Source organism: Streptomyces sp. URMC 124 (assembly GCF_051386455.1).
In the GTDB taxonomy this organism is placed as follows: Bacteria; Actinomycetota; Actinomycetes; order Streptomycetales; family Streptomycetaceae; genus Streptomyces.
The window spans coordinates 1-25,162 of record NZ_JBPQTS010000019.1; the positions used below are offsets into that span (position 1 = coordinate 1).

Annotated in this window: 24 protein-coding genes and 1 pseudogene; 12 read left to right on the forward strand and 13 right to left on the reverse strand. The window is 73.0% G+C overall.

All coding sequences use genetic code 11. The features are described 5' to 3' along the window. Nucleotides 1–135: 135 nt before the first annotated feature. A complete protein-coding gene (locus ACSNOG_RS06080; RefSeq protein WP_436751493.1) occupies nucleotides 136–1,047 on the forward strand; it encodes a LysR family transcriptional regulator in 912 nt (303 codons plus the stop codon). A gap of 17 nt (nucleotides 1,048–1,064) precedes the next feature. Here ACSNOG_RS06080 and ACSNOG_RS06085 read toward each other — a convergent pair whose 3' ends face one another. Continuing rightward, nucleotides 1,065–1,535, reverse strand: coding sequence for a pyridoxamine 5'-phosphate oxidase family protein (locus ACSNOG_RS06085; protein ID WP_436751494.1), 471 nt, complete (start codon nucleotides 1,533–1,535; stop codon nucleotides 1,065–1,067). Nucleotides 1,536–1,674: 139 nt separating this feature from the next. Here ACSNOG_RS06085 and ACSNOG_RS06090 point away from each other — a divergent pair, with 139 nt between their 5' ends. Further along, complete coding sequence (locus tag ACSNOG_RS06090; RefSeq protein WP_436751495.1) at nucleotides 1,675–2,319, forward strand: cysteine hydrolase; 645 nt, start codon at nucleotides 1,675–1,677, stop codon at nucleotides 2,317–2,319. A gap of 9 nt (nucleotides 2,320–2,328) precedes the next feature. Here the strand turns inward: ACSNOG_RS06090 and ACSNOG_RS06095 are convergent, their stop codons facing one another. After that, nucleotides 2,329–2,844 carry a Rieske (2Fe-2S) protein gene (locus ACSNOG_RS06095; protein WP_436751496.1) on the reverse strand — a complete coding sequence of 172 codons (516 nt, stop codon included), beginning with the start codon at nucleotides 2,842–2,844 and terminating at the stop codon, nucleotides 2,329–2,331. 95 nt (nucleotides 2,845–2,939) lie between these two features. Here ACSNOG_RS06095 and ACSNOG_RS06100 point away from each other — a divergent pair, with 95 nt between their 5' ends. The 5 genes from ACSNOG_RS06100 (at nucleotide 2,940) to ACSNOG_RS06120 (ending at nucleotide 6,655) form a co-directional block, all read left to right on the forward strand. Further along, the gene (locus ACSNOG_RS06100) at nucleotides 2,940–3,764 is read left to right on the forward strand and encodes a HipA family kinase (RefSeq protein ID WP_436751497.1); all 825 of its coding nucleotides are present in this window, start codon (nucleotides 2,940–2,942) and stop codon (nucleotides 3,762–3,764) included. Further along, nucleotides 3,761–4,156: a DUF3037 domain-containing protein gene (locus tag ACSNOG_RS06105; protein WP_436751498.1), complete on the forward strand. Its 396-nt coding sequence runs from the start codon at nucleotides 3,761–3,763 to the stop codon at nucleotides 4,154–4,156. Before ACSNOG_RS06100 ends, ACSNOG_RS06105 begins: the two co-directional genes overlap by 4 nt. Nucleotides 4,157–4,295: 139 nt before the next feature. Further along, the gene (fabG, locus tag ACSNOG_RS06110) at nucleotides 4,296–5,057 is read left to right on the forward strand and encodes a 3-oxoacyl-ACP reductase FabG (RefSeq protein ID WP_436751499.1); all 762 of its coding nucleotides are present in this window, start codon (nucleotides 4,296–4,298) and stop codon (nucleotides 5,055–5,057) included. 14 nt (nucleotides 5,058–5,071) lie between these two features. Beyond that, nucleotides 5,072–5,857 carry an SDR family oxidoreductase gene (locus tag ACSNOG_RS06115; protein ID WP_436751500.1) on the forward strand — a complete coding sequence of 262 codons (786 nt, stop codon included), beginning with the start codon at nucleotides 5,072–5,074 and terminating at the stop codon, nucleotides 5,855–5,857. Between the two features lie 99 nt (nucleotides 5,858–5,956). Continuing rightward, the gene (locus ACSNOG_RS06120) at nucleotides 5,957–6,655 is read left to right on the forward strand and encodes a uracil-DNA glycosylase (protein WP_436751501.1); all 699 of its coding nucleotides are present in this window, start codon (nucleotides 5,957–5,959) and stop codon (nucleotides 6,653–6,655) included. A gap of 290 nt (nucleotides 6,656–6,945) precedes the next feature. On the opposite strand, the gene ACSNOG_RS06125 is transcribed toward ACSNOG_RS06120, so the two are convergent. Both ACSNOG_RS06125 and ACSNOG_RS06130 read right to left on the reverse strand, forming a co-directional pair. Then, entirely contained in the window at nucleotides 6,946–7,437 is a 492-nt protein-coding gene (locus ACSNOG_RS06125) for a hypothetical protein (RefSeq protein ID WP_436751502.1), read from the reverse strand. A 78-nt stretch (nucleotides 7,438–7,515) separates the two neighbouring features. Next, nucleotides 7,516–8,025: a DinB family protein gene (locus ACSNOG_RS06130; protein ID WP_436751503.1), complete on the reverse strand. Its 510-nt coding sequence runs from the start codon at nucleotides 8,023–8,025 to the stop codon at nucleotides 7,516–7,518. Nucleotides 8,026–8,207: 182 nt separating this feature from the next. On the opposite strand from ACSNOG_RS06130, the gene ACSNOG_RS06135 reads away from it, so the two are divergent. Beyond that, entirely contained in the window at nucleotides 8,208–9,113 is a 906-nt protein-coding gene (locus ACSNOG_RS06135) for a Gfo/Idh/MocA family protein (RefSeq protein WP_436751504.1), read from the forward strand. Here the strand turns inward: ACSNOG_RS06135 and lnt are convergent. Then, nucleotides 9,085–10,653 (reverse strand): apolipoprotein N-acyltransferase, encoded by a 1,569-nt coding sequence (gene lnt / locus ACSNOG_RS06140; protein ID WP_436751505.1) that lies wholly within the window; start codon nucleotides 10,651–10,653, stop codon nucleotides 9,085–9,087. The two genes, ACSNOG_RS06135 and lnt, sit on opposite strands and share 29 nt — an antisense overlap. A 538-nt stretch (nucleotides 10,654–11,191) precedes the next feature. Between lnt and ACSNOG_RS06145 the strand changes: the two are divergent. Then, nucleotides 11,192–11,800 (forward strand): annotated as a pseudogene (locus ACSNOG_RS06145) (terpene synthase family protein); the annotation flags it as partial. Nucleotides 11,801–12,063: 263 nt separating this feature from the next. Here ACSNOG_RS06145 and ACSNOG_RS06150 read toward each other — a convergent pair. From ACSNOG_RS06150 to ACSNOG_RS06170, 5 genes are read right to left on the reverse strand one after another with little or no spacing between them, the layout of a single operon-like run. Further along, nucleotides 12,064–13,512 carry a cytochrome P450 gene (locus tag ACSNOG_RS06150; protein WP_436751506.1) on the reverse strand — a complete coding sequence of 483 codons (1,449 nt, stop codon included), beginning with the start codon at nucleotides 13,510–13,512 and terminating at the stop codon, nucleotides 12,064–12,066. Further along, a complete protein-coding gene (locus ACSNOG_RS06155) occupies nucleotides 13,509–14,147 on the reverse strand; it encodes a GTP-binding protein (protein WP_436751507.1) in 639 nt (212 codons plus the stop codon). The genes ACSNOG_RS06150 and ACSNOG_RS06155 overlap by 4 nt, the downstream gene beginning before the upstream one ends. Further along, nucleotides 14,128–14,493, reverse strand: coding sequence for a DUF742 domain-containing protein (locus ACSNOG_RS06160; protein WP_436751508.1), 366 nt, complete (start codon nucleotides 14,491–14,493; stop codon nucleotides 14,128–14,130). Before ACSNOG_RS06160 ends, ACSNOG_RS06155 begins: the two co-directional genes overlap by 20 nt. Next, nucleotides 14,490–14,876: a roadblock/LC7 domain-containing protein gene (locus ACSNOG_RS06165; protein WP_206329087.1), complete on the reverse strand. Its 387-nt coding sequence runs from the start codon at nucleotides 14,874–14,876 to the stop codon at nucleotides 14,490–14,492. The genes ACSNOG_RS06160 and ACSNOG_RS06165 overlap by 4 nt, the downstream gene beginning before the upstream one ends. A gap of 25 nt (nucleotides 14,877–14,901) precedes the next feature. Then, nucleotides 14,902–16,416: a sensor histidine kinase gene (locus ACSNOG_RS06170; protein ID WP_436751509.1), complete on the reverse strand. Its 1,515-nt coding sequence runs from the start codon at nucleotides 16,414–16,416 to the stop codon at nucleotides 14,902–14,904. 428 nt (nucleotides 16,417–16,844) lie between these two features. Here ACSNOG_RS06170 and ACSNOG_RS06175 point away from each other — a divergent pair, with 428 nt between their 5' ends. Continuing rightward, complete coding sequence (locus tag ACSNOG_RS06175; protein WP_436751510.1) at nucleotides 16,845–19,559, forward strand: ATP-binding protein; 2,715 nt, start codon at nucleotides 16,845–16,847, stop codon at nucleotides 19,557–19,559. 17 nt (nucleotides 19,560–19,576) lie between these two features. Here ACSNOG_RS06175 and ACSNOG_RS06180 read toward each other — a convergent pair whose 3' ends face one another. Further along, nucleotides 19,577–20,617, reverse strand: a complete 1,041-nt coding sequence (locus ACSNOG_RS06180) for a Ku protein (RefSeq protein WP_436751511.1) — start codon at nucleotides 20,615–20,617, stop codon at nucleotides 19,577–19,579. Nucleotides 20,618–20,658: 41 nt separating this feature from the next. On the opposite strand from ACSNOG_RS06180, the gene ligD (ACSNOG_RS06185) reads away from it, so the two are divergent. Beyond that, nucleotides 20,659–21,564, forward strand: a complete 906-nt coding sequence (gene ligD / locus ACSNOG_RS06185) for a non-homologous end-joining DNA ligase (RefSeq protein WP_436751512.1) — start codon at nucleotides 20,659–20,661, stop codon at nucleotides 21,562–21,564. A gap of 16 nt (nucleotides 21,565–21,580) precedes the next feature. On the opposite strand, the gene ligD (ACSNOG_RS06190) is transcribed toward ligD (ACSNOG_RS06185), so the two are convergent. Together ligD (ACSNOG_RS06190) and ACSNOG_RS06195 are read right to left on the reverse strand one after the other, a co-directional pair. Then, nucleotides 21,581–22,555, reverse strand: a complete 975-nt coding sequence (gene ligD / locus ACSNOG_RS06190) for a non-homologous end-joining DNA ligase (protein ID WP_436751513.1) — start codon at nucleotides 22,553–22,555, stop codon at nucleotides 21,581–21,583. A gap of 9 nt (nucleotides 22,556–22,564) precedes the next feature. Then, nucleotides 22,565–23,581, reverse strand: a complete 1,017-nt coding sequence (locus ACSNOG_RS06195) for a PHP domain-containing protein (protein ID WP_436751514.1) — start codon at nucleotides 23,579–23,581, stop codon at nucleotides 22,565–22,567. Between the two features lie 127 nt (nucleotides 23,582–23,708). Between ACSNOG_RS06195 and ACSNOG_RS06200 the strand changes: the two genes are divergently transcribed. Further along, nucleotides 23,709–25,115, forward strand: a complete 1,407-nt coding sequence (locus ACSNOG_RS06200; RefSeq protein ID WP_436751515.1) for an FAD-dependent oxidoreductase — start codon at nucleotides 23,709–23,711, stop codon at nucleotides 25,113–25,115. Nucleotides 25,116–25,162 lie beyond the last annotated feature (47 nt).

Below are 25,162 nucleotides of genomic sequence, written 5' to 3' on the forward strand. Positions count from 1 at the left end.
GGCGGAGGGGGCTGAGGGGGCCGGGGAACCGGAGGAGCCGGAGCTTGCAGTGGTGCGCATGACCATAAGAATGGCCGCCGATCCATCTTTAGAACAAGTAAATATAAGTGCAGGCCATCGCGTAGAGTTGCTTATATGTTGAACCTGGAGCGTCTGCGCACCCTCAATGCCGTCGCCCGTCACGGCTCCGTCAGTGCCGCGGCGGACGGGCTGCACGTGACGACGTCCGCGGTGTCGCAGCAGCTCGCCAAGCTGGAGCGGGAGACCGGCCAGCAGCTGCTCGCCAAGCACGGCCGCGGCGTGCGGCTCACCGACGCCGGCCGGCTGCTCGCCGACCACGCCTCACGGATCCTCTCGCAGGTGGAGCTCGCCCAGGCCGACCTGGAGGCGCAGCGCGGGCAGGCCGTCGGCGAGCTGCTCCTCGGCGCCTTCCCCACGGCCGCCCGCGGCCTCTTCCCGGCCGCCCTCGCCGGGCTGCGCGGCGCCCACCCCCAGCTGCGGGCCCGGCTGGAGGAGATGGAGCCCGAGGAGGCCGTGCCCCGGGTGGTCCGCGGCGACATCGACGTCGCGGTCGTCCTCGACTGGTACAACAAGCCGCTGCCCATGCCGGACGGGCTGGCCAAGGCCCCGATCCTCGACGACATCGCCGACGTGGCGATGCCGGTGGACCACCCGCTGGCCGGCCGGGAGCTGGTCGACCTGGAGGAGTTCGCGGACGACGACTGGGTCTCCTGGCCCCGTGGCGAGTTCTGCCACGACTGGCTGATGCTCACCCTGCGCGGGAAGGGCATCGAGCCCCGCATCTCCCACATGGCCGAGGAGCACCACACCCAGCTCGCCCTGATCGCCGCCGGGCTGGGCGTCGCCGTCGCCCCGCGGCTCGGGCGTGGTCCGGTCCCGGAAGGCGTGCGTGTGGTGCCGGTGCGGCACACCGTGCGCCGCCACGTCTACGCGATCTGGCGCGCGGACGCCGACCGGCGGCCCTCCATCCGCGCCGCGGTCGAGGCGCTGCGGACGGCGGGGGAGGAGATGGCGGGCTCCGCCTAGCCGCCCACGACCTGCCGCTAGCGGCCCGGCAGCTTGCGGAAGTCCCAGGACACGATCGCCTCGGGGGTCAACCGGAGCCAGGCGTGGCGCCCGTCGTGCGGCATCGCGGGCAGGCCGCCGAAGTACTTGGCGGCGAACAGCGCCTCCGGCGCGGCGAGCTCCGGGCAGGGCTCGCCCGTGCGCGGGGCCTCGCCGACGAAGGCGGCCGTGCCCGACAGTTCCGCCCCGCGCAGCTCCCCGTACTCCCGCCCGTCGTCCACGAGCACCGCGATCCGTGCGTCGCGCCGCAGCTCCGCCCACCGGCGGCTGCGGACGATCGAGTACAGCCACACCGCGGATCCGTCCCAGACGAACCACAGCGCGCTGAGGTGCGGACGCCCGTCCCGCCCGACCGTGGCCACCCGGCAGGTGCGCTGCCCGGCGAGGAACGCGTCCAGCTCCGGCCGCGTCATCATGATCCGGCGGCCCCGCCGCTGGGTGGTGACCATCCCCGCGCCCTCCCCGCACACCTCTGCCTGACTATGCGTCAGAAAGTGTGGGGCCCTTTCCCCGCCGGCGCAATGCCCGCTACCCTCACGCGGCCCGGCCCTCACCGCCGGACACCGGCCCCAGGAGGGAGCGACCGGCATGGCGCCGCCGGACCCGTCCGCCGAGCGGCTCGACCCCGCGACGACCGTGCTGCTCACCGTCGAGTGCCAGCGCGGCGTCGTCGGCCCCGAGAGCGCCCTGCCCGAGCTCGCCGCCGCCGCCCGCGCCTCCGGCGCCCTCGTGAACGTCGCCCGCCTGGTCGCGGGCGCGCACGACGCGGGCGTCCAGGTCGTGCACGCCATCGCCGAACGCCGCCCCGACGGCCGCGGCGCCAGCCGCAACGCCCGCCTGTTCCGCGCGGCCGAGCGGCTGCCCGTGCAGCAGCTGACCGGCACCCGCGCGGTCCGCGTCGCCGACCCGATCCCGGTCGGCGACGCGGACCTCGTCGTCCGGCGGCTGCACGGACTCTCGCCCCTGGCGGGCACGGGCGTGGACGCCCTCCTGCGCAACCTCGGCTGCCGCACCCTCGTCGTCACCGGCGTCTCGGCCAACGTGGCCGTCCCCAACACCGTCTTCGACGCCGTCAACCTCGGCTACACGGCCGTCGTCCCCGCCGACGCCATCGCCGGTGTGCCCGCCGACTACACCGCCGCCATGGTCAGCCACACCCTGGCGCTCGTCGCCACCATCACCACGACCGAGTCCCTCCTGCGCGGCTGGCGGAGCACGCCCCGCAGCGACTGAGGCCCGGCCTCACCCCAGGTGCAGCGAGCCGTCCCGCACCGAGACCTGCTCCTCGGGGAGCGGCCGCTGCGCCGGACCGGCCTGCACGCTCCCGTCCGCGATGCGGAACCTGCTGTTGTGGCACGGGCAGTTGATGGTGCCCCCGGAGACCTCCTTGACCACGCACCCCTGGTGGGTGCAGACCGCCGAGAAGGCCTTGAACTCGCCCTTCGCCGGCTGGGTCACCACGACCTTCCTGTCCGGGAAGACCTTGCCGCCGCCCTCCGGGATGTCCGCGGCCTTCGCGAGCTCGCCCTCGGCCTCCCCCTTCCCGTCCCCGCCCTTACCGCTGTCGTCCCCTCCGCCGCACGCGGCGAGGACGGTGACGAGACCGGCGGCTCCGGCCGCCGCGACGACGCCGCGGCGGGTCGAGCCGCGCGCGGCGCGGGTCGCGGCCGGTCCCGAGACCCCGGAGGGCCCGGAAGGTCCGTCGGTCTCGGTGGAAGCCGCCAATCCGGTGGAAGCGGCCCGTGACGTGTGGTTCATGTTCGCTCCTCTGAACGTGCAGGTTCGGGGAGTCGTACGGAGCCGGCGCCGCCCGCGTTCAAAGGGCGGCCGAAGACCCGCAGTAGCCTGGGGCAATGCTCCCCGAAGTCACAGCCACCCGATACGTCACGCCCTTGCGTGAGGGCGGCTCGCTCCCCGGCATCGTCGAGGCCGACGATCTCGGTACGTACGTCATGAAATTCACCGGCGCGGGACAGGGCCGCAAGACGCTGGTCGCCGAGGTGATCTGCGGGCAGCTCGGCCGCGCCCTCGGCCTGCGCGTCCCGGACCTGGCCCGCATCCAGCTCGACCCGGTCATCGGCCGGGGCGAGCCGGACCAGGAGGTGCAAGGGCTGCTCAAGGCCAGCGGCGGGCTCAACCTCGCCATGGACTTCCTGCCCGGCGCGCTCGGCTTCGACCCGCTCGCCTTCGAGGTCGCGGCGGCCGAGGCCGGCCGCGTGATCTGGTTCGACGCCCTCATCAACAACGTCGACCGCTCCTGGCGCAACCCCAACCTGCTCGTGTGGCACGGCGAGCTGTGGCTCATCGACCACGGCGCCACCATGATCTGGCACCACAACTGGCCGGGCGCCGCCGCGGCCGCCGGCAAGGCCTACGACGCCTCCGACCACGTCCTCGCCACCTTCGGCCCCGACCTCGCCGCGGCCGCGGCCGGGCTCGCGCCGCTCGTCACCGAGGAACTGCTGACCGAGGTCGCCGCCGACGTGCCCGACGAGTGGCTCGCGGACGAGCCGGGCTTCGACGGCCCCGACGCGGTGCGCCGGGCCTACGTCGAAGTGCTGCTGGAGCGGGCACGGAGCATCGGCGACCGGATCACGGTCGGGGAACGCAGCAAGGACAAGCCCTCGCAGGCGCCGGAGTGGGTGCGTGTCAGGCTCGACGGAAGGGCCGGGAAGTGACCGGGCGCCACAACGGACGCGAAGTTTTCGAGTACGCGCTGCTGCGGGTCGTCCCGCGCGTGGAGCGTGGTGAGCAGATCAACGCCGGCGTCGTCGTCTACTGCCAGGCCAAGGGCTACGTCGCCGCCCGCGTCCATCTGGACGAGGCGCGGCTGCTGGCCCTCGACCCCACGGCGGACGTGGCCGGCGTGCGGGCCGCGCTGTGTGCCGTCGAGGGCGTCTGCCTGGGCGGGGAGCGCGCCGGGCAGGCCGCCGGGGACGACCCGGGCCGCCGCTTCCGCTGGCTGATCGCCCCCCGCAGCACGGTCGTGCAGCCCGGCCCCGTGCACACGGGTCTGACGGCGGATCCTGAGAGCGAGCCCGAGCGGCTGCTGGACCTGCTGGTGAGGTGAGGGGCAAGGGCGGGCCGGAAGGCGTTGACAGCGGGTGGCGGGGCTTCTAGCGTCTGATCCGCCGAAGCTACTAAGCGGTTGCTCACCTGCCCGGCCGGCGCCGGGCGGGGGGCCGCCTTCGAGGTGAGGAGATCCCCGTATGCCCAAGCCCGAGCAGCGCGTGGCCGTCGTCACGGGCGCGGCCCGCGGCATCGGTGCCGCGACCGCCGTACGCCTGGCCCGCGAGGGCCGTGCGGTCGCCGTCCTCGACCTCGACGAGGAGGCCTGCGCGGGCACCGTCGAGCAGATCACCGCGGCGGGCGGCCGGGCCCTCGCCGTCGGCTGCGACGTCTCCGACGCCGACCGGGTGGACGCCGCCGTCACCCGGATCGCCGCCGAGCTGGGCGCGCCGCTCATCCTCGTCAACAACGCGGGCGTGACCCGTGACAACCTGCTGTTCAAGATGAGCGAGAGCGACTGGGACACCGTCATGAGCGTGCACCTGCGGGGCGCGTTCCTGATGTCGCGCGCCTGCCAGAAGCACATGGTGGACGCGGGCTTCGGCCGCATAGTCAACCTCTCCAGCAGCTCCGCCCTCGGCAACCGCGGCCAGGCCAACTACGCCGCCGCCAAGGCCGGCGTGCAGGGGCTGACCAAGTCGCTCGCCAAGGAGCTGGGCAAGTTCGGCATCACCGCCAACTCCGTCGCCCCCGGCTTCATCGCCACCGACATGACGGCCGCCACCGCGGCCCGCCTCGGGATGGGCTTCGAGGACTTCAAGGCCGCCGCGGCGACCCAGATCCCGGTGGCGCGCGTGGGCGAGCCCGAGGACATCGCCAACGCCGTCGCCTTCTTCACCGGCGAGGAGGCGGGCTTCGTCTCCGGACAGGTCCTGTACGTGGCCGGCGGACCGCTCAACTGACAGGAAGCACCGAGATGACCGCACAGCAGCAGGAGCAGCAGGAGCAGGCCGGGCGGCAGGACACGGGCAAGGTCGCCCTCGTCACGGGCGCGAGCCGCGGCATCGGCTACGGCATCGCGCAGGCGCTCGTCGCCCGCGGCGACCGCGTCGTGATCACCGGGCGCAACGAGGACACCCTCAAGCAGGCCGTCGAGTCCCTCGGCGCCGGCCGGGCGATCGGCATCGCGGGCAAGGCCCACGACGAGGCCCACCAGGCCGCCGCCGTGCGGCACGCCATGGAGGAGTTCGGCCGCGTCGACTATCTGGTCAACAACGCCGGGACGAATCCGGTGTTCGGTCCCATGGCCGAGCTCGACCTGGGTGTCGCCCGCAAGGTCTTCGAGACCAATGTGATCTCCGCGCTGGGCTTCGCGCAGCAGACGTGGCGGGCGTGGCAGAAGGACAACGGCGGTGCGATCGTGAACATCGCGTCGGTCGCCGGGATCTCCGCCTCCCCCTTCGTCGGGGCGTACGGCATGAGCAAGGCCGCGATGGTCAACCTCACGCTGCAGCTCGCGCACGAATTCGCCCCGGCGGTGCGGGTCAACTCCATCGCACCGGCCGTCGTCAAGACGAAGTTCGCGGCCGCCCTGTACGAGGGGCGCGAGGAGGAGGTCGTGGCCTCGTACCCGCTCGGGCGCCTCGGCGTCCCCGAGGACATCGGGGGAGCGGCCGCGTTCCTGCTCTCGGACGCGGCCGGGTGGATCACCGGGCAGACCCTCGTGGTGGACGGCGGCATCTTCCTCAACGCGGGGTTCTGAGGCCGGGCGGCACCGGGGCCGGGGGCGGGCGTCGGCCGTTGTCAGTGGTCGCCGGTAAGTTCTCACCCGAGAACGGAACGAACCCCGGAGGTTGTTGACGTGACCGTCACCGACGTGCTGCCCCAGTCCTGGCACGGTGTCCTCGCCGAGGAGCTGGACAAGCCCTACTTCAAGGAGCTCACCGACTTCGTGGAGGAGGAGCGCACGAAGGCACCGGTGTACCCGCCGCGCGGGGAGGTCTTCGCAGCCCTGGAGGCCACTCCGTACGAGAAGGTCAAGGTCCTCATCCTCGGCCAGGACCCCTACCACGGCGCGGGCCAGGGCCACGGCCTGTGCTTCTCGGTCCGCCCCGGGGTGAAGACCCCGCCCTCCCTGCGCAACATCTACAAGGAGATGCGCGAGGAGCTCGGCTACGACGTCCCGGACAACGGCTATCTCCAGCCGTGGGCCGAGCAGGGCGTCCTGCTGCTCAACGCCGTGCTGACGGTCCGCGGCGGGGAGCCCAATTCCCACAAGGGCAAGGGCTGGGAGAAGTTCACCGACGCGGTCATCCGCGCCGTGGCCTCCCGTCCCGACCCGGCCGTCTTCGTCCTCTGGGGCAACTACGCCCAGAAGAAGCTGCCGCTGATCGACGAGAGCCGGCACGTCGTGGTCAAGGGCGCCCACCCCTCGCCGCTGTCGGCGAAGAAGTTCTTCGGCAGCCGCCCCTTCGGCCAGATCAACGAGGCGGTCGCCGCCCAGGGCCACGAGCCGATCGACTGGCGCATCCCGGACCTGGCGTCCGTGCCGGCCCTCTGACCCGGTCCCGGCCGGGGGCCGCGGGCGGGGTTCCCCGCCCGTAGGCCCCGGCTCCGTGCCCCGGGCTCCGTGCCCCGGGCTCCGTGCCCCGGGCTCCGTGCCCCTGTGTTCGTGTCCCGGGCTCCGTGCCCCGTGCTCCGTGCCCCGTGCTCCGTGCCCCTGTGTTCGTGCCCCGGGCTCCGGCCGCCGCGGTGGCGCGTCAGTGCCCGTAGACCGAGTCGCAGATCCGTGAGGCGTCGCCTCCCTGCTGCCAGCGGCCGTGCTCCCTGCCCAGCGCGCAGACGTTGTTGTTACGGGCACGGGGTGCGGGCGCGGGTGCCGGTGGTGGCGCCTGCGGGCCGGTCCGGTGAGGCCCAGGTGCGGCCGGCTCTGCGGGGCGGGTGCGAGAGCCGGGGCGAGCCGGAGGAGCGCGACGGCTCCGCTCCGTCGTCGGACGGTCCCGGGGCATCGCCGAAGTCGAAGGGGTCCGCTGGATCGGATCCGCCGCGGTGGTCGCGGCCGCCGGAGCGGCCGGAGGGGGTGAGCGCGCCCTCGGGCCCCGAGGCGCCGCCGACCGTGGCGGCTCTCGGGTCCTGCCCGGGGGCCGTGGGGGTGCGCGCCCCGTCGGGCCCGGTGGTGATCAGGTCCTCGCGGGCGGGGCCGGGCAGCAGCTCGCCCGTCCGGGAGTGGCCCGGCGGGTGGGGCGGGGAGTGGGAGGCGGGCGGCTGGGAGACGGACACACACCCGGCGGCCGCCAGCGCCACCGCCGCCGCCATGACCGTCACTGCAGGCAGTCGATGCACTCGCTCAACTCTGCTGTGCGGCCGTCCGCATTGGGAATTACCCGCACGGGTGACGCGCGATCATGCGTCCGGCCGCGCTCAGGACCCGGTCGCTCCGTCGATCCGCTCGCGGATGAGGTCGGCGTGGCCGTTGTGGCGCGCGTACTCCTCGATCATGTGGATGTAGATCCACCGCAGGTCGAACTCCTTGTTGCGGTGCGGGGCGAAGCCGCGGTCATCCAGCGAGCGTCCGCGCGCCGCCTCCCGGGCCGCGGCGATCTCCGCCTGCCAGGTGGCGTAGGCCTCCTCCCAGCTGTCCGCCTCCGTGACCTCGATGTCCCGGTCCGGCTCCTCGTCGGTGTAGTAGATCGGCCCGGCCTCCTCGCGGGCCAGGCACCGGCGGAACCAGTGGCGCTCGACCTCGGCCATGTGCCGGACGAGACCCATGAGGGACAACCCGGACGGCGGCGCGGAGGCCTCGCGCAGCTGCGCCTCGTCCAGGCCCTCGCACTTCATGGCCAGCGTGGCGCGGTGGAAGTCGAGCCAGCTCTCCAGGCTGGTGCGCTCGTCGGCGATGGTGGGGGGCTTGAGACGCTCGGAAGTAGTCATGGCGGCCATCCTCGCGCCCGCGATCAGCCCCGCGCCAGGGGTTTTCCCCGGCCCGCACACCCCTGCTTCCGCCGCCACCCCCTGCTTCTGCAGCCGCCGACCGGCGCCCTTCCGTACGGCCGTATGCTTCCCAAACGAAGGTACGCAACAGGTACGCATCAGGTACCCACCAGGGAGGCACTGTGAAGGTCGGCTGCATCGGGCTCGGGGACATCGCACAGAAGGCGTACCTTCCGGTGCTCGCCGCACTGCCCGGCCTCGACCTGCACCTCCACACCCGCACCTCCGCCACCCTCGCGCGCGTCGCCGAGGCCCACCGCATCCCGGCGGACCGGTGCCACACCGACCTCGACTCGCTCCTCGCGGCGGGCCTCGACGCGGCCTTCGTCCACGCGGCGACCGCGGCCCACCCCGAGCTCGTCACCCGCCTCCTCGAAGCGGGCGTGCCGGTCTACGTCGACAAGCCCCTCGCCTACGACCTCCCCACCAGCGAGCGGCTCGTCCGCCTCGCCCGGGAGCGGGGCGTCAGCCTGATGGTCGGCTTCAACCGCCGCTACGCGCCGTCCTACGCCCAGTGCCTGGACCACCCGCGCGACCTGATCCTGATGCAGAAGAACCGCATCGGGCTGGCGGAGGACCCGCGCACGCTCGTCCTCGACGACTTCATCCACGTCGTCGACACCCTGCGCTTCCTCGCTCCGGGACCCGTCGACCACGTGGACGTGCGCGCCCGGATCCGCGACGGCCTCATGCACCACGTCGTCCTCCAGCTCTCCGGCGACGGCTTCACGGCCATCGGCTCGATGAACCGGATGAGCGGCTCCACCGAGGAGGTCCTGGAGGTCTCCGGGCAGGACACCAAGCGGCAGGTCGTCAACCTCGCCGAGGTGATCGACCACAAGGGGCAGCCCAGCGTCCGCAGGCGCGGCGACTGGGTGCCCGTCTCCCGGCAGCGCGGTATCGAGCAGACCGTCCTCGCCTTCCTCGACGCGGTGCGGGCGGGCAAGCTGCTGGACGCCGAGGACGCGCTGGCCACGCACGCCCTGTGCGAGCGCATCGTCAACGACGCCCTGGAGCAGGCTTCCTGACCTTCTGCCGGGCCAGGCGGACGCCCTCGGCGGCGCACGTGCACAGGACCACCGCCGCGGACACGAGGACCACCCAGTCCCCGTACCGGACGTAGGGGCTCGTGCCGCCGGCCAGCGGCACCTCGCGGACGACGGCCTCGCTGCGGTCGGTGCCGAGCGGAGCGCCGACCGTCCGGCCCCGCGGCCCGGCGACCGTGCTCACCCCCGTCAGGGTCGCGTGCACCACCGGGCGCCAGGTTTCCGCCGCCCTGACCGCGGCGAGCGAGGCGTGCTGCCACGGGGCCCAGCTGCGCTGGAAGGTGGAGGTGGAGGACTGCGCGACGATCACTTGGGCGCCGTCGCGGGCCAGTTGCCGGCTCATGTCGGGGAAGGCCGACTCGAAGCACACCAGCGGGCCGATGCGCAGGCCTTCGGGTGCGGAGGGGGAGGCGGGCAGCCGCATCACCACCGGGTGCTCGCCCCGCATGCGGTCCTCGCCGGCCGCCTTGCCCACGGAGGTGGCCCAGCCGAGCAGCGACCGCGCGGGCACGTACTCCCCGAACGGCACGAGCCGCATCTTGTCGTAGCGGTCCCCGGTCGGCCCGTCGGGCCCGACGAGCACGGAGCTCTTGAAGATGCCGGGCCGGTCCGAGCGGCGCGCGTCGACGTTGACGAGCAGGTCCGCCCCCACCGTGCGGGAGAGCGCCGTGAGCCGGTTGCGGAGAGCGGGGTACCGGGCGAGGTCGCCGCCGATGCCGCTCTCGCCCCACACGACGAGGTCCACGTGCTGCCCGGCCAGCTTCCTCGTGAGCTCTTCCTGGCGGTCGAAGCGGCGCTGGACGCTGCCCGTCCCGTCGACGACGCCCGGCTGCACGAGGGCGATCCGGACGGTGCCCGCGGAGCGCGGCGAAGGGGCCCACAGCCACACTCCGGCGACGGCCGCTGCGCACGCCACCAGGCCGACTAGTCCGGTGATACGCGCGCGAGAAGCCCAAATAGCCGTGGAAACGGCGGTGTTGAGGGCCACGAGGAGGAAAGTAACCAGCCAGATCCCGCCCGTGGAAGCGAGCTTGAGAGCGGGTTGCACCTGCCACTGACTCGCCCCGAACAGACCCCACGGACCGCCCAAATACTCCCATGAACGGGCAAGTTCGACCATCAACCAGCCGGAAGGGATGACGAGAAGGGCCGCGGCGGCTCGCGCGGGCCCCGGGGAACCGCCCAGCAGTCGCTTGACCAGCATGCCCCACGGCGCCCACAGCAGTCCCAGCAGCGCGGCCAGCACCAGGATGAAGACGTGCAGGCTCGGCAGCAGCCAGTGGTGCACCGCGAGCAGGAATCCGCCACCGCCGAGCCAGCCGTCGAGCGCCGCCCGCCGCGCGCCGGGTGCCGTGCGGATCAGGGACAGCCAGGGCACGAGGGCGACGTAGGCCAGCCACCACAGCGAAGGGGTGGGAAAGGTGAGGGCGGGCAGCGCTCCCGCGGCCACCGCCGCGGCCGCCCGCGGCCAGGGCCGGTTCAGCGGCCGGGCGTACGGGCCGTCCGGCGGTTGGGTCGTCATCGCGTGCCTCCTGGGCCCGAGCGGTCACCGGCGCCGTAGATCGTCGATCATCCGTCCGTGTGACGCACGAGCGGGATCCGGCCAACCCTTAGGTTTTCGAACAGCAGAGGATCGTGAGGAAAAAACTCTGACATCAAGGTGCAATAATCCACCGCCGCCACTCATCAGAAAAGCTCCTTTGGCCTGGTTCAGTCAGAAACGATCCGAAGTGAGCCTTGCATCCCGCGCTGGAAAGGTGTGACCGGGTATGCGCCGCGGGTTATCCCCGGTCCACCCTGGGCAGGTACCGCGCAAAAGCGGACAGGAACGCTGCGAGTCGGCCTGGGGAGGCGCCGTGACGGGCGTGCGAGATCGCATATCAGTACAGCCCTTGGAGATGGTGCCCTTCTACTGCCCGATACCGCCTGCGGTGCACCCATGCGTCCGGGAGCTCGACCGGATCTCGGTCGACTGGATGCTCCAGCGGCAGCTGGACACCTCAGCCCACCAGCAGCAGCGCCTCGCCCGGTGCGACTTCGGCGGGCTCACGGCCCGGACCATGCCCTACGGCCAGTCCGGACCGCTCACCGTCGTCGCCAAGCTCCACGCCGTGCTCTTCTCCCTGGACGACGCCCTGTGCGACGAGTCGACCGCCACCGCCCACGGGCTGGCGCACACGACCTCGCGCATCATGCGCGTCCTGGAAGCGCCGACGCCGGAGTGGCCGGATGACACGCCCCACGCCGCGGCACTGCGGGCCGTCCGCCTGGAGCTGGCCGGGCACGCGACACCGCGCCAGCTGCGCCACTGGACCGAGGGCATGCGCACCTACCTCTCCGGCCTGGTGTGGGAGGCCGCCTGCCGCCGCGACCGGGCGCTGCCGTCCGTGAACGACTACGCCGCGATGTGGATGCGCGCCATCGGCATGGCGCCCTCCACGGCCCTGATGGACATCGCAGGAGGATACGAACTCGACGACCGTGACCTGGACCGGCCCGAGGTCCGCGCCCTCACCGAGATGACCTGGACGCTCGTCGCCTGGGACAACGACTTCTACTCACGGAACAAGGAGATCCAGCGTGCCGGTGACAACCTCAACCTGATCGACGTCCTCGCCCAGGAACGGGGCTGGGAGCCCGCCCGCGCCCAGGAAGAGGCCATGGCGATGCGCGACCGCGTCATGACGCTCTTCCTGCGCTTACGCGAGCAGATCTGGCCCCGGGCCGGGGTGGAACTGCGCTGCTACCTGGTGGCCCTGGGCCACTTCGTCCGCGGGCACCTGGACTGGGCCTCGGCCTGCGCCCGGTACCAGGACCCCTACGGGACCGGTGCCGACGTGCAGTGGTGGAAGCCGTTCCCGTCGGACGACAGCCCCGACCCGCTGCCCGTCCCCGCCATCGCCTGGTGGTGGGACCTGCTCGACGCCGGCTGCTACCGGCGCAGCAGCAGCCGCCGCAGCGACCGCCACCACGAGCGCCCCGGACCGGACTCCTCCGGGCCGGCGGCCCGGACCGGCGGCGCCGGGATGGCCGGCTGCTCGGCGCGCTCCGGCTGAGCGGGCGCGGGCGGTTCCGGCGCGGGTGCCAGCGTCTCCTCCGGAGGCAGCGGCGCCCGCGCCGTGAACCGCACCGGCAGCCCGGTCAGGTGACGGGACATCAGGGTGGAGCGGTAGCTCAGCTCCGACTCCTCCACCGCGAGCGTGAGGTCGGGCAGGCGCAGCAGCAGGGCGTCGATGCCCGTGTCCGCGATGGCCCGGCCCACGTCCTGGCCCGGGCACTCGTGCTGGCCCCCGCTGAACGCCAGGTGCGAGCGGTTGCCGTGGACGGGCACGTCGGGGTCGGGGCGGATCACCGTGTCCATGTTGGCCGCGGCCAGCCCGAGGATCAGGGCGTCCCCCTGCTTGATCTGCTGTCCCGCCAGCTCGGTGTCCTGCGTCGCCCACCGGCCCAGGATCGAGATGAACGGCGGCTCGTCCCACAGGACCTGCTCGACCGCGTCCGGCAGCGTCATGTGGCCGCCGGCCAGGGAGGCCTGGAAGCGGTGGTCGGTGAGCACCATCTTCAGGGTGTTGGCGATGAGGTTCGCCGTGGTCTCGAAGGCCGCGATCAGCACCAGCCGCAGATGCTGCTGCACCTCGTCGTCCGTGAGCCCGGCCGGGTGCTCCAGCAGCCAGCTGGTGAAGTCGGCGCCCGGCTCGGCGTGCTTGCGCGCCACCAGCCTGCGCAGCGTCTCCTGGACGTACTCATTGCTCGCGATCGCCGTCTCGGTGCCCTTGATCATGTCCCGGGCGGCGTTGACCAGCTGGGGGCTGTACGCCTCCGGCATGCCCAGCAGCTGCGTCATCGCCATCATCGGCAGCTGCTCGGCGAACTCGTGCACCAGATCGGCCCGGCCCGAGGTGCAGAAGCGGTCGACGAGCTGGTTCGCGGACTGCGTGACGTGGCGGCGGATACCGCGCTTGTCGAAGCGGGCGATGCTGTCGTTGACGGCGCCGCGCCAGCGCTCGTGCTGCTGGCCGTCGGCGAAGACGCAGATGGGCTGCCAGGTGGTGATCGGCGCGAGCGGGTGGGTGGGGGCCACGCGGCCCTCGCGCGCCTCGATCCACAGCCGGGAGTCGCGCGAGAAGCGGGAAGGAGTGCGCGCCACGTCGAGGGCCTCGCGGTAGCCGAGCACGATCCAGGCCGGGACGTCGTCGTGCAGCAGGACGGGCGCCACTTGGCCGTGCTTCTGGCGCAGCCGCTCGTACAGCCCCATCGGGTCGGCCTCGGCCTCCGGGCCGTACAGCCGGGTGATCCCGCCGGGGCCGGTCGCGTGGGCCGGGCACTGCGGGGGAGGCCCGGCCGGGGAGGTGGTGCGGGGGCGTTCGGAAGGGAGGGTCACTGGTGCTCCGTGGAGGCGGTGGTGAGCGTGTACAGGTAGCGCATGAGGGTGAGCAGGGTGTCGCGGCAGGAGGCGCGGTCCCGGGCGTCGCAGTCGACCATGGGCACCGAGTCGTCGAGGTCCATGGCCGAGCGGAGCTGCTCCATCGGATATCTGGGGGCCTGGGGGAAGCGGTTGACGCCGACGACGAACGGCACGCCCTTCTCCTCCAGGCGGCCGATCACGTCGTAACTGACGTCCATGCGGCGGGTGTCGAGGAGGACGACCGCGCCGAGGGCGCCCTCGAACAGGCCGTTCCACAGGAACCAGAAGCGCTCCTGGCCCGGCGTGCCGAACAGGTACAGCACCAGCTGCTCGTTGATGCTGATCCGGCCGAAGTCCATGGCCACGGTCGTCTCGGTCTTGTGCTCGATTCCCGCGATGTCGTCCACGCCGACACCGGCCTGGGTCATCGTCTCCTCGGTGGTCAGCGGCCGGATCTCGCTCACCGAGCCCACCAGGGTCGTCTTGCCGACCCCGAACCCGCCGACGATGACCACCTTGACGGCCGCGGTGGCCGAGGCCGGCAGGACGTCCTCGCTGCGCGGCCCCGCATAGGTCTCCAGCCCGGGGGAGTCAGAGCTTCTGTAGTCCATTCATCACCGCCTCCAGAAGTTGTACGTCGGGAAGGGCCGCCGCCGGGACCGGCGGCCGGGCCTCCACGTGCCGCCCCGCCACCAGTTCCGTGAGCAGCAGGGTCAGCGTGCTGACCGGGAGCTCCAGATAGGCCGATATCTCGGCGACGGAGAGGGGGTAGGCACACATCCTGACGATGGCGGCGTGCTCGGGCTGCAGCCCGGGGTCGGCCTCGGACCGGGACACGATCAGCGTCACCAGGTCGAGCTCCGTCTTCCGCTCCGCGCGGGCCTCGCCTCCGGTGAGGATGTAGAGCCGGTCCGGGCTGCCGGGCGCGGTCGGGTCGCCGGGTACTTCCGTGCTCATGTCACCGACCCGCCGACCCGCGGCGGACTGGTGAGATGCGAACCGATGCGGGCCACCAGATCCCGCATCCGCATGCCCATCAGCTCGGCGTCCACGTCGTCGTCGGCCAGGACGGCGAGGAAGGCCCCGGCCCCGGCGGCCATCAGATAGAAGAAACCGCCGTCGACCTCGATCACGACCAGGCGCATCTGCCCGTCCCCGTGCGGGAATTCACCGGCGATCGCGGTGGAGAGGCTCTGCAGGCCGGCACAGGCGGCGGCGAGGCGGTCCGCGGCGTCCGGGTCCGTGCCGTGCTGAGCCATGCGCAGGCCGTCCGAGGACAGCACGATCACGTGGCGGGTCTGCGGAACACTGGTTGCCAGGTCCTTGAGCATCCAGTCCATGTTGAACCGCGGCTGCGTCACTTGGCTACTCTTCCTTGTCTGACGGGATATCACTGTTCGGCCGGCCGGGATCCGGCTCCAGGGACTCCCCGTTGATGCCGCGGTTGAAGGCGGCCAGCCACATTCCGGGCTGCTTGGGGGCCTCCTCCGGAGCGGCCGGCGCGGCGGGCGGGGCCGGCGACCGGTCCCGCCGCTCGGCCGCGCCCCGGCCGAACGGGAGCGGCGCGGGGCCCCGGCGGCGCCGCCGCTGCGGCAGCCCGCTGTCCCCGAGCGGTGGCGGGATGGGGTGCTCCATCATCGGCGGAGCCGTCTGCGGAGCGGGCGGGGGGATCTTCTGGCCCGGGCGGCGCTTGGACTTGAAGGGCGGGAGCTTGGGCGCGCGGGCGATGTCGCCGCCGGGGTGCTTGCTGGCGGTGATCAGGTCCATGGGGATGACCAGCACGGCCCGGACGCCTCCGTAGGCGGAGGGCCGCAGCGACACCAGGAAGTTGTACGTGCGGGCGAGCCGGCTGACGACCGCGAGGCCCAGCCGCGGCGCCTCGCCGAGGTCGTCGAGGTCGAGGGCGCCCTCGCGGGAGAGGACGCGGTCGGTGCGGCGGCGCGCCTCGTCGGTGAGGCCGACGCCGGCGTCCTCGATCTCGACGGCGATGCCGGACTGGATGTCCACGGCGGTCAGGTGCACCCGGGTCTGCGGGGGCGAGTAGCGGGTGGCGTTGTCCAGCAGCTCGGCCAGGGCGTGGATCACCGGCTCGACGCCGGCGCCGACGACGGCGACGTCGGCCACCGAGTGCAGGTCGACCCGCCGGTACTCCAGGATCCGCGACATGGCGCCGCGCAGCACGTTGTAAAGAGGGATCTCGTTCTTCCACTGGCGGCCGGGGCGGGAGCCGCCGAGCACGGCGATGCTGTCGGCGAGGCGGCCCGTCAGGGCGTTGCCGTGGTCGAGGTGGAGCAGGTCGCCGAAGACGTCCGGGTCGTTGCCGTGCTTGTGCTCCATCTCCCGGATGTCGTAGGCCTGCTGGTGGACGATGGCCTGCATGCGGCGGGCGATGTTGACGAAGGCGCGCTGCGCGGAGTCGCGCAGCCCTTCCTCCGCCTGCACGGCCTCGATGACGGACTTCAGCACCGACCGGTGGGCGGTCGCGTAGCCGGGCTCGAGGTCGTGGACGGGCAGCGTGTGGCGCAGCACGACCTCGGTGGGGGCGCCGCGCTGCAGCAGGTGGATGGCCCGGGGCAGCAGCTCCTTGGCCAGCCGCCGGGTCTCCGCCTCGTGCTGGTCGAGCTGATACCGCAGACCGGCCTCCTGCTCGGCGCAGCGCCGCCGCAGTGCCGTGATGACCCGTCCCCGCCGGGCGGCCTCGGAGCTTGCCAGCGCCACCGCGACCGTGGCGGAGGCTCCGCACCAGGCCACCGGTACGCGGGCGTCGGGAGCGACGGCGAGGACCGCCGTACCCGTGCACACGGCCAGGACCAGGGGGGAGATCAGCCATATCAGAGCGGAGACGGGCCGCCGTTGAACTGACGAGCCAGTACCAACCATCGGGATCCTCGGAACTCTTAAGAAGGCGTAGGGCCCGGCGCGCGGCAATCCCGGGTGTCTCCCGCGGAGAACGGCGCCGGCGCAGCACTTGTGCGCACCGTGAAGTAGTCGCCACGACCCGCTGCGCGACATGGAGCGTAGCCGGTCGCGCGGGGCTCCGGCGCGAAGTTGTCATATTCGCAGATCGGCCTGACGCAGGAATTCGAAAGGCTCCATAATGGCCTCGCGCTTCGAATTCCGAATGGGTTTCCGAATCGTATGAATGTATGTTCGGGCTCGGGTGGGGCATGCTGCTCGTGGTGCGGAACGGGCTCCGGGGGCGGGCGGGGGAGGGTCACGCTCCCGAGTGGTCCGTCTGCCGAACCCTGCCCCTGGCCTCACGGACGGGGCTAGGCTCGCTCCACCACATCTTCCGGGGAGACATCGCCATGTCAGGGCATCAGCGTGAACAGAACGCATCCGCCGCCCTGTTCGAGCGGGAGCTCGAGCTGCAAGCCGCTGAGCAGGCGGTGCAAAGGCTGTGCGGGGCGGCGGCCGAAGGGCGGTCCCGGCTCGGCGGGCTGCTGCTCTACAGCGGTGAAGCGGGCCTGGGGAAAACGGCGTTGCTCACCGAGACGCGCCGGATGGCCATGGAGGCGGGCAAGTGCACCGTCCTCTTCGCGCGCGGCAGCGAGTCCGCGCAGCCGGTCCCCTTCCACGTCGTGCGCCAGTTGCTCCAGCCCGTCCTGGCGCCGATGAGCGACACCGACCGCAAGGAGCTGCTCGGCGGCTGGTACGAGATCGCCGGCCCCGCGCTGGGCATCGCCCCGCCGATCGGCCCGCAGGACCCGCAGGGCGTGCGCGACGGCATCGACTGGCTCGTCACCCAACTCGCCACCCGGCAGGAGCCGGTGGTTCTGATGATCGACGACGCCCACTGGGCCGATGCCGAATCGCTCACGTGGCTGGCCTTCTTCGCCGTGCGCCTGCAGGAGACGCCGCTGCTGGCCGTCATCTCCTACCGCCCCGAGGAACTCCCGGAGAACGCACCGGGGTTCAAGGACCTCGTCACCGGTCGCAGCTCGCGCCCGGTGGAGCTGCGCGCCCTGACTCCCGAAGCGGTCCACCGGCTGGTGCACGACTCCTTCCCGGACGAGGCCGACGCCCCGTTCTGCCGCGAGGTCTGGGCGGTCACCGGCGGCAATCCGTACGAGACGGTCGAGTTGGTCGCCAAGGCACAGGACCGTGGCCTGAAGCCGGTCGAGGAGTCCGCCTCCCTCCTGCGCGACCTCGGTGCCACGGCCCGCGGCAGCGGCCTGGTGTCCCGCCTGGAGCGGCTGGGGACCGCCGTGACCCGTTTCGCCTGGGCCTCGGCCGTGCTCGGCACCGAGATCCAGCCGTCCCTGGCGGCGAACCTCGCGGGCATGGGCCCGGCCCAGGCCGCCGAGTGCGCGGACAAGCTGCGGCACGCGCGCATCCTCACCGGCGCGATCGACCTGGAATTCGTCCACCCGCTGATCGCCACCGCGATCTACGCCTCGATCCCGCCGGCCACCCGCACGGCGATGCACGGACAGGCCGCCTGGTCCGTCACGGAAGCCGGGCTGGGTGCCGCCGCGGCGTCCCGGCACCTGCTGGAGGTCCATCCCGACCACGACTCCGAGCTGGTCGAGCAGTTGCGCGCGGCGGCCCGTGAGCACCTGGCGGTCGGTGCCCCGGATGCGGCCCGCCGCTGTCTGGAGCGCGCCCTGCAGGAGCCGCCGCCCGAGGAGGAGCGGGCCGGGGTGCTGTACGAGCTGGGCTGCTCGGCGCTGCTCACCTCGCCGTCGACCACGGTCAACCACCTCAAGACGGCGCTGTCCCTGCCGCACCTCACCGAGGAGCTGCGCGTCGACGCCACGTACCGCCTCTCCCAGGCCTACGCGCACAACAGCCAGCTGCGCGAGGCGGCCGAGGTCGTGCGGGAGCAGGCCGAGCGCACGCCGCCCGGTGCAGGAAGGATGCGCCTGCAGGCCGCGCACTATCTGTGGCAGGGCATCCAGGTGGAGGAGCAGGACTCCCAGGGCCGTTCGCGCCGCATCGCGGAGCTCGCCGAGCGCATCCGCGGCCGTGACAACACCGAGCGGACCCTGCTCGCGCTGCGCGGCTTCGACGGCATGATCCGCGGCGAGGACGCGGTGCAGGTGGTCGAGCACATCGAGCGCGCCCTCGTGGACGGCCGGCTCGCCGACGGCATGGGGTGGACCAACACGGAGTGGGGCTTCGAGGTCCCCAGCATCATCGGGATCACCTTCGCCTACACCGACCGGCTCGACCACGCCGAGGAGCTCTTCAAGGACGCGGTGCGGGCCTTCGAGATCTCCGGCTGGAGCGGCGGCCACCTCGCCTTCGCGCACGACTTCCTCGGGCTGGTCTACCGCCGCCGCGGGGAGCTGGACGAGGCCGAGGCGCTGCTGCGCGAGGGACTGCGGCTGGGCAAGCGCCTCGGTCCCGGCCTGCCGATCCACTGGGACGGCGCCTGCCTGCTGATCGACACCCTGCTCGCGCGCGGCCGGGTCGACGAGGCCCGGGCCTTCGCCGAGGAGAACGGTTTCCGGGCGCCGTACACGCCCGCCATCGTGCTGCCCGACGCCGCGTGCCTGGCCGGACGGCTGCTGCTAGCCCAGGGGCGTACGAAGGAGGCGGTCACGGAGCTGGAGGCCGCCGGGCAAAGGCTCGAGGACCGCGGCCGGAACAACACGGTGTGGGCCCCGTGGGCGCTCGACCTGGCCGTCGCGGTCAAGGACGAGGACCCCGAGCGCGCCCGCGCCCTGGCCGACAAGGCCGTCCGTAACGCCGCGCGTTTCGGTACGGACACCGCCATCGGTGATGCCCTGCGGCGGGCCGCCCTGGTCGCCGAGCCGGACGAGGCGCTGGTGAAGCTCGGTCAGGCCGTGGTGCACCTGCGCCGCTCGCCGTGCAAGTACGAGTTCGCGGCGGCGCTGGTGGCCCATGGTTCGGCGCTGCTGCGGGCCGACCGGCTGCCGGAAGCGACGGAGCGGCTGCGCGAGGGGCTGGAAGTGGCCGAGCAGTGCGCGGCGGACGGGCTCGTGGCGACCGCCCGGGCCGACCTCGCTTCGGCGGTGTGCGAGGGGGCCGAGCCGGCGGGCGACGCAGTGCGCTGAGCGCGGCGGGCTCCGGCTCAGGAAGCGCGGCGGCCGGTCTTCCGGGCCGCCGTCTTCTTGGTCGTCTTGGCCGTGGTGCTTTTGGCCGTGGTGCTCTTGGCGGTGGCGCTCTTGGCCGTGGTGCTCTTGGACGTGGATGCGGCGGTCTTCTTGCCCTTGGCGGTGGAGGAGTCCGCCGCGGTCTTCTTGGCGGCCGTGCGTTTTTGCGGTGCGGCGGATTTCTTTGCGGTGCTGCGCGTCGATTTCCCGGCGGTGGCCTCCTTCTTGGGGCCTTTTTCCGCCTTCTCCTCCGTCTTTCCGGCCGCATTGTCGATGGACGCCTGGAGCGCGGCCATCAGGTCGATGACGTTGTCCGGTGCGGGTGCCGTCTCCTTCTTGGGGACCGGCCGGTCGGACAGGTGGGCGTTGATCAGTTCGCCCAGGGCGATCTCGTACTCGTCCTCCAGCTCCTCGAAGTCGAACTCCTCGGAGAGGGTGTCCATCAGGCTCGTGGCCATCTTCAGCTCCTGCGGGCGCACGGTGACCGAGGAGGGCGGTGCGAGGTCGCCGCTGTCGCGGACCTCGTCCGGCCAGTACATGGTGTGCAGGGTCAGCAGGTCGCCGTGGACGCGCAGGAGGGCCAGGGACTCGCGGGTGCGCAGTGCGATCTTGGTGACGGCCACCCGTTCGGTCTGCTTGAGGGTCTCGCGCAGCAGGACGTAGGGCTTGTTGGCCGCCGCGCTCTCGGGCGCCAGGTAGTAGCCGTTGGAGAGCTGGAGGGGGTCGATCCGGTCGGCGTCGACGAAGGCGAGCACGTCGATGAGCTTCTTGCTGGGCAGCGGCAGGCCGGCCAGCTCGTCCTGGGTGACGACGGCGGTGTGTCCCTCGTCGTCCTGGAAGCCCTTGGCGACGTGTTCGTAGTCGACCTGTTCGCCGCAGACCTCGCACGTGCGCTTGAGGTGGATCCGGCCGCCGTCCTTGTCGTGGACCTGGTGCAGCCGGAGGCCGTGTTCCTGGGTGGCGGCGTACAGCCGTACGGGTACGGACACCAGTCCGAAGCCGATCGCACCTTTCCACATGGTCCGCATAGTTTTATCCCTCCACGGGGAATTCCTACCTTATGTCTGTCTCCCCGGAGCGGCAGGCGGTGGAGATCGAGGGCCACCGGCTGGCCCTGACCCACCTCGACCGGGTGCTCTTCCCCGCATCCGGCCACACCAAGGCACAGGTGCTGCAGTACTACGCGCGCATCGCCCCGGTGATGGTGGCGCACACGGCCGACCGGCCCGCCTCCTTCGTCCGCGCGCCGGAGGGGCCGGGCGGGCAGAGCTGGGTCGCCAAGAACCCGCCCGGCGGGAAGCCCGGGTGGGTGCCGGTGGTGCCGGTCGAGCACCGCGACGGCGTCACCGAGCAGGTCGTCATCGGCACCACGGCCGCCCTGGTCGCGATGGCCAACCTCGGCGCGTACGAGGTGCACGTCCCGCAGTGGACGGCGACCGCCGGGCCGGACGGCCACGACCGGCTCGTGCTGGACCTGGACCCCGGCCCGGGCACCGACCTCGTCGTCTGCTGCCGGATCGCCCAGCGGCTGCGCCAGCTCCTGGACGACGACGGGCTGACCGCCCACGCGGTCGTCTCCGGCTCCAAGGGCCTGCACCTGTACGCGCCGGTCCACGCCGCGTCCGGCCGGGACACCGGCGGCTACGCCAAGGCGCTGGCCACCCGCATGATGGGCGAGCACCCCGGCCTCGTCGTGGTGTCCATGGCGCGCGTCGAACGCCGGGGGAAGGTCCTCATCGACTGGTCGCAGAACGCGAGCGCCAAGACCACCGCCGCGCCCTACACCGTGCGGCTGCGGGAGGGCGCTCCCGGGGTGGCGGCCCCCGTCACCTGGGACGAGGTCGCTTCCTGCCGGGACCCGGAGGAGCTCGCGTTCACCCCCGAGCAGGTGCTGGACCGGATGGAGGAGTACGGGGATCTGCTGGCCCCGCTCACCGGCGACGCCACGCGCGCGCACCTCCCGTGACGGTGACGTCCCGCGGTCAGCCCAGCCGGGTCAGATCGGGGCGCAGCCGGTGCCAGACGGGGTGCCGCAGGCGTCCGGACGCCGTCCAGCCGGAGAAGACGACCTCGGCGACGAGCCGGGGCTCGACCCAGTGCGCGCCGGGCACGTCGACGGGGCCGGCGAACGGCGGGTCGGGGCGGGCGAGCACGGACAGGTAGCGGGCCAGGTCGCGGCGCTCGCGTTCCGAGAGGCCCGAGCCGACGGATCCCGCGTAGCGCAGGCCCTCCGGCTCCTCCACGCCGACCAGGACCGCGCCGGGCAGCCCCGAGAGGGCGCCGCGGCCCTGGGCCCAGCCGCCGATGATCACGTCGAGCGTGACGACGTGCTTGGTCTTGCGCCATTCGGATGACCGGATGCCCGGGGTGTAGAGGGACGTCAGCTTCTTCGCGACCACGCCCTCGAACCCGGCTTCGAGGGTGGTCTCCCAGGCCTGCTGCCCGTGGCCCTCCACCGCGGCGGGCACCGACCAGGCGGGACCCGCGAGGCCCAGGCCCTCCAGCACGGCGCGCCGCTCCCGGTAGGTCAGGCCCAGCAGGGACCGTCCGTCGAGGTGCATGACGTCGAAGAGCATGAGGCGGCCGGGGTACTCCGCGGCCAGGCGCTCCGCCCGCTGCCGGTCGGTGACGCCCATGCGGCGCTGGAGCAGCCCGAAGTCGGGGCGGCCTGCCGCGTCCAGGACGACGACCTCGCCGTCGAGGACCGCCGGCCGGCCGGGCAGCTGCTCTCCCAGCTCCTGCAGTTCGGGGTAGGTGACGGTGGCGTCGTTGCCGGCGCGGGTGACGGGCCGGACGGTGCCGTCGCCGGGCAGGCTCACGACCAGGCGGATCCCGTCCCACTTGACCTCGAAGGCCCACGCCGCCTCCTCGGCCGCCGGCGGAAGGGGCGCGGAGGTGGCCAGCATCGGCCGGATGGCGGGCGGCGGCGCCGGGGCGTGCCGGGCGGTGGGGGCCATCGCCGCCGCCTAGCCCTTGCTCCGCGCCCACTCCAGCAGCCGGGGCGCCGTCCACGTCGTGATGATCCGCTCGGCGGGCACCCCGCACTCCTCGGCGCGGGCGCAGCCGTGGATCTGCCAGTCGAGCTGGCCGGGGGCGTGCGCGTCGCTGTCGAGGGAGAACAGCACGCCCGCGTCCAGCGCCTGGCGGATCAGCCTGCGGGGCGGGTCCAGCCGCTCGGGGCGGCAGTTGATCTCCACGGCGGTGCCGAAGCGTGCGCAGGCGGCGAAGACCATCGCCGCGTCGAAGGCGGACTCGGGCCGTCCCCGGCCGGCCAGGATCCGCCCGGTGCAGTGGCCGAGGACGTCGACCAGGGGGTTGGCCACGGCGCCGACGAGCCGGCGGGTCATGGCGGTCGCGTCCATGCGCAGCTTGGAGTGCACGGAGGCGACGACGATGTCGAGCTCGTCGAGCAGGCCGGGCTCCTGGTCGAGCGCGCCGTCGTCGAGGATGTCGCACTCGATGCCCCGCAGCAGCCGGAAGCCGTCGCCGAGGCGCTCGTTCACCTCGGCGACCACGTCGAGCTGGGCCCGCAGCCGTTCCGCCGTCAGGCCCCGGGCGATGGTCAGGCGGGGGGAGTGGTCGGTCAGCACCGCCCACTCGTGCCCGACGTCGCGCGCCGCCCGGGCCATGGCCTCGATGGGGCTCCCGCCGTCGGACCAGTCCGAGTGCATGTGGCAGTCGCCGCGCAGGGCCGCGCGCAGGGTCTCGCCGCCCTCGGCCAGCGGCTTCGCGGCCTCCTCCTCGAGCTTGGCCAGGTAGCCGGGTACGCGTCCGGCGACGGCCTCGGCCACCACGCCGGCGGTCTTGGGGCCGATGCCCTTCTCGGTGGTGAGCGTGCCGGCGGCCGCCCGGCGCGGCACCTCCTCCTCCGGCAGCCCGGCGATGACCTCGGAGGCCGTGCGGAACGCCTTGACGCGGTAGGTGGGCGCGGCCGCGCGCTCCAGCAGGAAGGCGATGCGGTCCAGCGCCTCCACCGGGTCCATCGGCCTCACCGCCTCCTTCGCCTCTCGTCCTACGGTGCGCGATCCGCGCGGAGTGCGCATGCCGCGCGGGCGCGCCCCCGGGTGAACCGGTGAGTAGGCGCGGTGCGCCGTGGGGAGGGTGGGGGGCATGACGAAGAACAGGGGCCGTGCGGTGGTCCTCGGTGCGGGCATGGCCGGGATGCTGGCCGCGGCCGGGCTCGCCCGGCACGCCGGCGAGGTCGTGATCGTGGAGCGGGACCGGCTGCCCGGGGGGATGGAGCCGCGCAAGGGCCTGCCGCAGGCGCGCCACGCGCACCTGATGATGTCCGGCGGCGCCCGGGCGGTGGAGTCCCTGCTGCCCGGCGCGATCGAGGGGTGGGTGCGTGCGGGGGCCCGCCGGATCCCGCTGGGGACCGGGCTGGTCGCGATGGGCCCGCAGGGCTGGTACCCGCGCTGGCCGGGCACGCAGTTCCTGATGGCCTGCACGCGCGATTTGCTGGACATGGTCGTCCGCGAGCAGGTACTGGCCCTGCCCGGCGTCACCCTGCGGGAGGAGACGGACGCCCTCGCGCTGCTCGGCACCGCGCAGCGGGTCACCGGCGTGAAGGTCCGCACGGCCGGCAGTCACTCCGCGGAGGCCCTGGAGGCCGATCTGGTGGTCGACGCCTCCGGGCGCGGCTCGCAGGCGGCGCGCCGCCTCACCGAGCTCGGGCTGCACCCCGCGCACGAGGAGACCGTCGACACCGGCATGGTCTACGTGACCCGGATCTTCCGGGCGCCCGCGGGCAGCGAGCGCTTCCCCGTCGTCAGCGTCCAGGCCGATCCGCGTGGCCGGCAGCCGGGCCAGGGCGCGACGATGGTCCCGGTCGAGGGCGGCCGCTGGCTGCTCACGGCCTGCGGCACGCGCGGGGGCGAGCCGACGCGGGAGGCCGGGGAGTTCGAGCCGTTCGTGCGCAGTCTGCGCCATCCGCTGATCGCCGACCTGATCGCGGACCTGGAGCCGCTGACGGACGTCCATCTCACCCGCAGCACCGTCAACCGCCGCCGCTACTTCGAGCGGATGCCCGCCTGGCCGGAGGGCTTCGCGGTGGTGGGCGACGCCGTCGCCACCTTCAACCCTGTCTACGGGCAGGGCATGTCCGTGGCCGCCCACAGCGCGGTCGCGATCCGCGGCATCCTGGCGGACCAGGGCCTGGGGTCGCCCGGCCTGGCACGGCGCATCCAGCGCGCGGTCGGCCGGGCTGCGGGCAGCCCGTGGGACCTGGCCACGGGCGAGGACATCAACTATCCGGGCGCGATCGGCGAGCAGCCGCCCGCTGCTGCGCGGCTGCTGCGCGGCTACGTCCAGCGCCTGATGCGCACCGCCACGGTGAACCCCGTCGTGATGCGCTCCCTCTTCGACGTGATGACGCTGTCCGCGCCGATGTCGGCCCTGGTCAAGCCGCCCGTCGTCCTCGGCGTGCTGCGCGGTCCGGGCCGCGAGATCCGCAACGAGCCGTCGATCACGGCCGCGGAACTGGCGGTGTGCGGGCTGGGGCCGCGGGGCGGTTCGTGACGCGCGCGGGGTGCTGTGGTCCCGTATTCCGCCGGGCCGCCCTCGCC

What these genes read in the sequence shown, in the direction of transcription:
- ACSNOG_RS06100 (WP_436751497.1), top strand. Translation starts at nt 2,940, where the DNA reads ATGCTCCCCGAAGTCACAGCCACCCGATACGTCACGCCCTTGCGTGAG.
- ACSNOG_RS06200 (WP_436751515.1), top strand. Translation starts at nt 23,709, where the DNA reads ATGACGAAGAACAGGGGCCGTGCGGTGGTCCTCGGTGCGGGCATGGCC.
- ACSNOG_RS06170 (WP_436751509.1), bottom strand. Translation starts at nt 16,416, where the DNA reads ATGGTTGGTACTGGCTCGTCAGTTCAACGGCGGCCCGTCTCCGCTCTG.
- ACSNOG_RS06155 (WP_436751507.1), bottom strand. Translation starts at nt 14,147, where the DNA reads ATGGACTACAGAAGCTCTGACTCCCCCGGGCTGGAGACCTATGCGGGG.
- ACSNOG_RS06175 (WP_436751510.1), top strand. Translation starts at nt 16,845, where the DNA reads ATGTCAGGGCATCAGCGTGAACAGAACGCATCCGCCGCCCTGTTCGAG.
- ligD (WP_436751513.1), bottom strand. Translation starts at nt 22,555, where the DNA reads ATGGCCCCCACCGCCCGGCACGCCCCGGCGCCGCCGCCCGCCATCCGG.
- fabG (WP_436751499.1), top strand. Translation starts at nt 4,296, where the DNA reads ATGCCCAAGCCCGAGCAGCGCGTGGCCGTCGTCACGGGCGCGGCCCGC.
- ACSNOG_RS06095 (WP_436751496.1), bottom strand. Translation starts at nt 2,844, where the DNA reads ATGAACCACACGTCACGGGCCGCTTCCACCGGATTGGCGGCTTCCACC.
- ACSNOG_RS06080 (WP_436751493.1), top strand. Translation starts at nt 136, where the DNA reads ATGTTGAACCTGGAGCGTCTGCGCACCCTCAATGCCGTCGCCCGTCAC.
- ACSNOG_RS06160 (WP_436751508.1), bottom strand. Translation starts at nt 14,493, where the DNA reads ATGAGCACGGAAGTACCCGGCGACCCGACCGCGCCCGGCAGCCCGGAC.
- ACSNOG_RS06090 (WP_436751495.1), top strand. Translation starts at nt 1,675, where the DNA reads ATGGCGCCGCCGGACCCGTCCGCCGAGCGGCTCGACCCCGCGACGACC.
- ACSNOG_RS06085 (WP_436751494.1), bottom strand. Translation starts at nt 1,535, where the DNA reads ATGGTCACCACCCAGCGGCGGGGCCGCCGGATCATGATGACGCGGCCG.
- ligD (WP_436751512.1), top strand. Translation starts at nt 20,659, where the DNA reads ATGTCTGTCTCCCCGGAGCGGCAGGCGGTGGAGATCGAGGGCCACCGG.
- ACSNOG_RS06180 (WP_436751511.1), bottom strand. Translation starts at nt 20,617, where the DNA reads ATGTGGAAAGGTGCGATCGGCTTCGGACTGGTGTCCGTACCCGTACGG.
- ACSNOG_RS06165 (WP_206329087.1), bottom strand. Translation starts at nt 14,876, where the DNA reads ATGGACTGGATGCTCAAGGACCTGGCAACCAGTGTTCCGCAGACCCGC.
- ACSNOG_RS06115 (WP_436751500.1), top strand. Translation starts at nt 5,072, where the DNA reads ATGACCGCACAGCAGCAGGAGCAGCAGGAGCAGGCCGGGCGGCAGGAC.
- ACSNOG_RS06195 (WP_436751514.1), bottom strand. Translation starts at nt 23,581, where the DNA reads ATGGACCCGGTGGAGGCGCTGGACCGCATCGCCTTCCTGCTGGAGCGC.
- ACSNOG_RS06130 (WP_436751503.1), bottom strand. Translation starts at nt 8,025, where the DNA reads ATGACTACTTCCGAGCGTCTCAAGCCCCCCACCATCGCCGACGAGCGC.
- lnt (WP_436751505.1), bottom strand. Translation starts at nt 10,653, where the DNA reads ATGACGACCCAACCGCCGGACGGCCCGTACGCCCGGCCGCTGAACCGG.